Below are 238 nucleotides of genomic sequence, written 5' to 3'. Positions count from 1 at the left end.
ATATTGCGCGGCGCCTGATGCTCAACGGTCATACCACCGTTGTTTACGACCGCAATACCGCCTTTGTCGACACCCTGGCCGCAGAAGGCGCCTCTGCCGTCATCGACCTGCCGGCGCTGGTCGCTGGCCTGGCCAAGCCACGTGCGGTGTGGGTCATGCTGCCGGCCGGCGCACCGACCGAAGACACCATCGACACCCTGAGCACCTTGCTCGAAGCTGGCGATACCATCATCGACGG

At 64.3% G+C, this 238-nt stretch carries 1 protein-coding gene; it reads left to right on the top strand.

The features are described 5' to 3' along the window. Positions 1–2: 2 nt before the first annotated feature. On the top strand, positions 3–238 hold a 236-nt coding region (locus WLY71_RS31030; RefSeq protein WP_347806619.1), incomplete at its 3' end, for an NAD(P)-binding domain-containing protein.

It is taken from the genome of Pseudomonas rossensis (assembly GCF_039888995.1).
Taxonomy (GTDB): Bacteria; Pseudomonadota; Gammaproteobacteria; order Pseudomonadales; family Pseudomonadaceae; genus Aquipseudomonas; species Aquipseudomonas rossensis.
This window is presented reverse-complemented; position numbering and strand designations above follow the sequence as displayed.